Source organism: Stenotrophomonas pictorum JCM 9942 (assembly GCF_001431585.1).
Classification (GTDB): domain Bacteria; phylum Pseudomonadota; class Gammaproteobacteria; order Xanthomonadales; family Xanthomonadaceae; genus Stenotrophomonas; species Stenotrophomonas pictorum.
Map to the genome: position 1 here is coordinate 1 of NZ_LLXS01000064.1, position 3,933 is coordinate 3,933.

At 64.2% G+C, this 3,933-nt stretch carries 3 protein-coding genes; 2 read left to right on the forward strand and 1 reads right to left on the reverse strand.

Annotated elements, in window-relative coordinates:
- Together ARC78_RS15310 and ARC78_RS15315 are read left to right on the forward strand one after the other, a co-directional pair.
- A partial coding sequence (locus ARC78_RS15310) for a phage tail protein (protein ID WP_241772764.1) occupies nt 1–2,248 on the forward strand: 2,248 nt, incomplete at its 5' end.
- Nucleotides 2,245–2,586, forward strand: a complete 342-nt coding sequence (locus ARC78_RS15315) for a DUF2793 domain-containing protein (RefSeq protein ID WP_054659910.1) — start codon at nt 2,245–2,247, stop codon at nt 2,584–2,586. The genes ARC78_RS15310 and ARC78_RS15315, both read left to right, overlap by 4 nt.
- Here ARC78_RS15315 and ARC78_RS15320 read toward each other — a convergent pair whose 3' ends face one another.
- The gene (locus ARC78_RS15320) at nt 2,587–3,750 is read right to left on the reverse strand and encodes a tyrosine-type recombinase/integrase (protein ID WP_241772765.1); all 1,164 of its coding nucleotides are present in this window, start codon (nt 3,748–3,750) and stop codon (nt 2,587–2,589) included.
- Between the last annotated feature and the right edge of the window lie 183 nt (nt 3,751–3,933).

Here is a 3,933-nt window from a genome sequence, read left to right on the forward strand (position 1 = left end):
TGGCGAATATGCCATGATTCCGGGGGGTGAACTCTCAGCCAGAGCAGTTATAAGCGGCTTTGATTACCCGGTGAAGTCTCCGCTTCCGCGAGACAAATTGCAGGACTGGGAGTTTGGAGGGATCGCGCTTAATGACGCCTCCAAGGGGCTGCTCGTAAAAGTTTGGCGAGCCTTCGCGGTGGATGATCACGAAGCGGCGACGGTGCGTGTATTCGTGGAGGCGCAAGGTGTGGCGCCGACGTTGCTATTCAGTGCGCCTGGCATTACGGAAATTGCACTGTCTTTCGATCAGAACATGAATCCATTCGTGGCCTATACGCAAGGGGCTGACGCGAAGTTCTACTGGTACGACTCGACGGTTCCGGGGATGATTCACAGTCAGCTACCATCCGGTTGCCGGACGCTGCGATGTACGATGGATGAGCGTCGCGTCGGATTTTCAGCCGACAGCGATATTCTGCTGTGCTACATCCGTTCCGGTAATTTTTGCATCCGGTATCAGCGTGAGCGGTATCAGACAGAGCATGTGCTGAGGAGCGGAGTGGGGGCAAGCTGCGAACTTGTGTCGATGGCCCGTAACACTGGTAGCCGCGTGCAGTGGCGATTCCGCAACTACGCGCGGACAGATGACCCTGGTGCACTGATTCAAGCGGAGCCATTTCTTTCTGATGTAGTTACTGACCTTTTGCTCAGGTCCGGCGTTTCACTGGAGAATGTTGACGTTTTAGATCTGTTCGAGAATATCTCCGGATACAAGGTGGCCACCCCGGGTGGCGCCGACGCTATGATCCAGCCGTTGCGGCAGGCCTACTTTTTCGACTCCGCCGAGTACGACCGCAAGCTGCGGTTCGTGAAACGCGGCCGGCGTGCACCGGTCGCGACGATCACCGATGCCGACTTGGTCGAGCGCGATGGCTCCCTGATGGAGTTGGACCGCGTGCAGGAGGCCGAGCTGCTGCGCAAGGTCAATGTGATCAGCATCGACGCGGCGGCTGGCTACACCGCGACCAAGCAGACAGCCGAGCGCCGCAGCGGCACGGTCAAGGCCACCGGCGAAAGCAGCATCGAAGTGCCGCTCACAATGTCGGCAGATCAAGCGGCTACGGTGGCGCTGCGCCGCATGAAGGTCGCTTGGGGCGAGCTGCACAAGGCCGGGTTCCACCTTGGAATTGCCTGGACGGCGCTGACGCCGACTGATGTCATCGAGTACACGGACAAGCGCGGGCGCAAGATGCGGATCCGGGTTGTGCAGGTCGAAGAGGATTCCGGGGTGCTGGAGTTCGAGGCCTGCGATGACGCGCCATGGGCCTACGATTCGGAAGCTGCTGGCGTTGTCGTGCCGCCGCCGATCAGCACCACCCCGGGGCTGGTCGGCGACACGATCGTCGCCGTGCTGAATATCCCGATCCTGCGCGACCAGGACGACGAGCTCGGCTGGTACGTCGGCGCTCGCGGCACGGAGGCCGGCTGGCGCGGCGGGCAGTTGCAGCTGAGCACGGACGGTGGGGCCACGATCTCGGCCGCGCTGGATATTGCAGGGCCGTCTGTCATCGGCACCACGCTGACCCCGCTGGCGACCGAAATCGGCGGCGAGTACCTGAGCCGGCAAGCCCTTCAGGTGAATCTGCCGGAACAGCCCGAGTCGATCTCGATGGACACCCTGCTGCGGTACTCGAATCGGGCGGCCGTGCAGCGCGCCGATGGCAGCTGGGAGATCCTGCAGTACCAAGCCGTCACGCCGCTTGGCGGTACGCTGTACGCGCTGTCCGGGCTGATCCGTGGCCGCTATGCCACCGCTCCTGCAGCTATCCCGGCCGGCGCCGCGGTGGTCCTGATCGACGATTCGCTCACGTTCGTGCAGCTGCAACAGTGGATGGTCGGCACGACGCTGAGCGTGCGCGGTATCAGCGCAGGGCAAGACGAGGACGATGTCGCGTGGGTGCCGCTGTCCCTGGACAAACCGGCCAGCCAGCAGGAATGGCCAGTGCACCACGTGCGCGCCGAGCGCGACGGATCCGATGCGGTGACAGTGTCGTGGATCGGCCGGGCGCGACTGGGCGTCGAGAATGCTCCGCGGCAGAGTAAGTATTTCACCGGCTACCGGGTCAGCTACAGCGACGGCTTCACCGCTGACACGACCGAAACCAGCCACACGCGTGCAAGCGTGCCGGCCGGCGCCACCGTGCAGGTCGCGGCCATCAATTCAATCACCGGGCCTGGCCCGGCCAGCGAGGCAACCCCAACATGACCACCCCGAACCTTGGCCTGGAAACCGTGCCGGCCAACTCCCTGCAGCCGTCCGTCCCGATCAACGACGCCCTGCAGGTCATCGATGCACTGCTGCAGTTGGCCGTCGAAGACAAGGATCTGTCCGCGCCGCCGGCCACGGTTCCGGGGGATGTCGGCAAGCGCTGGATCGTCGGCGCGGCACCGACGGGTGCCTGGGGCGGCAAAGCGGGGCAGATCGCCCTGTGTACCGGTGCCGGCCTGTGGCGGTTCATCCCGGCCCGCGCTGGCTTCCGGGCGTTCGTCATCGATGAGGGGATCGACTACCGGTTCAGCGCTGGCGCTTGGGCACCAATCTGATCAGTACCCGCAGAACGCCGCCCAAGCCTCCATCATCTCCCGTCTGCGCTCGAGCATCGTCCCGCGCTTGTAGGCGGCCTTGGACTTGTCCTTGATCGTGTGCGCCAGCGCCGCTTCGGACAGATCGTCCGGGTAGCCGCCGACTTCATCGGCCCAGGTCTTGAACGTGGTCCGGAAGCCGTGGACGGTCACGTGTCCATAGCCCATGCGATTCAGCAGGGCCAACATGGCGTTCTCTGACAGCTGCTCCCCGGTGACGTCATTCGGGAACAGAAGGGCGCGGTCGCGACGCTGCAGCGCCAGCTCCTGGGCTGCCTGCGGAAGGGGGACGACATGCTCCTTCTTGGCCTTCATCCGGCTACCCGGTACCGTCCAGTTGATGCACTGTGCGTCCAGCTCCGCCGGCGCCGCGCCGGTGGTCATCCCCGTGCGGGCGGCCGTCAGGATGGTGAACTCCAGGGCGCGCGCTGCCTCTCCGACCCGATTACGCAGCTTCTCCATGAACTCTGTCATCTCGCCATAGGGAAGGGAGGGGAAGTTCTCGACCTTCGTCACGGTCGTTGGCTTCGGCAGAATCACGGACAGATGCCCCTTCCACCGAGCCGGGTTCTCGCCGGCCCGGTGCTTCTGAACCGTCACGGAATCCAGAATGCACTCGATCCGCTGGCGCACCCGGGTGGCTGTCTCGGTCTTGCTGGCCCAGATCGGTCGCAGGACGGCGAGCACGTCCTCGGTATCGATCCGGTCCACGCGCTTGGCTCCGATGATCGGCTTGGCGTAGGTCTCCAAGGTGTTGGTCCACTGGTCGGCGTGCTTTGCGTTCTTCCAGCCGGCCCGGCGCTCTGCGATGTATGCCTCAGCCGCCGCCCAGAATGTCGGGGTTGCCGCTGCGATTGCCCTGGCCTGCCTGCGGCTGGCCAGCGGGTCATGTCCCGCGAGCAACATCTTCCGCGCAGCCAGCGCGGCCTCCCTGGCCTCGGCCAGCGATGTAGTATGGAGCGGGCCCAGCCCCATCTCTGGCCGCTTGCCTTCGAACCGGTACCGGAAGATCCAGCTCTTGGCGCCGGTGGCCGTCACTTGCAGGTACAGCCCACCGCCGTCAGGGTAGTACCCCGGCTCATTGGCCGTTGCGACACGCCTCGCCGATAGCTTGTTCAACTGCATTCCCATACCTTGCACCCTTCTCCATACCCGCCCAGCTACCCGCCCGGCAGGCGGGGATTGACGCGTATTCCTGCGGAACGCTGCGGAGTGTGAAACCCTTACGGCTCATGGCTTGAGACTGGTTTCACGGACATTGACGGAGGGTGCTGGATTGGGCGGAGGAAGACCCCCTCTCCGCCAGAT

What these genes read in the sequence shown, in the direction of transcription:
- ARC78_RS15315 (WP_054659910.1), top strand. Translation starts at nt 2,245, where the DNA reads ATGACCACCCCGAACCTTGGCCTGGAAACCGTGCCGGCCAACTCCCTG.
- ARC78_RS15320 (WP_241772765.1), bottom strand. Translation starts at nt 3,750, where the DNA reads ATGCAGTTGAACAAGCTATCGGCGAGGCGTGTCGCAACGGCCAATGAG.